Raw genomic sequence first — 214 nt, forward strand, 5'->3', positions numbered from 1 at the left:
GGTCAACCACCGGCAACCGTGCCTAAGGTGCCGCGAAGCGTGTCCCGGAGGTTTCATGCCCGCCCCTCATAACGAGTTCAAATCCGCCCTTGCCGAAGGCAGGACACTCTATGGCTGCTGGCTCGGGCTTGCCGATCCCTATTCGGCCGAACTGATGGGCACCGCCGGATTCGACTGGCTCGTGGTGGACGGGGAACACGCCCCCAACGATCTG

General features: G+C 63.6%; 1 protein-coding gene. It reads left to right on the forward strand.

Annotated elements, in window-relative coordinates:
- Positions 1 to 55 precede the first annotated feature (55 nt).
- Positions 56 to 214, forward strand: a 159-nt coding sequence (locus A3728_RS20020; RefSeq protein WP_236630575.1) for an aldolase/citrate lyase family protein, incomplete at its 3' end; no start/stop codon positions are given.

Source organism: Sulfitobacter sp. HI0040, from assembly GCF_001634885.1.
Classification (GTDB): Bacteria; Pseudomonadota; Alphaproteobacteria; order Rhodobacterales; family Rhodobacteraceae; genus Sulfitobacter.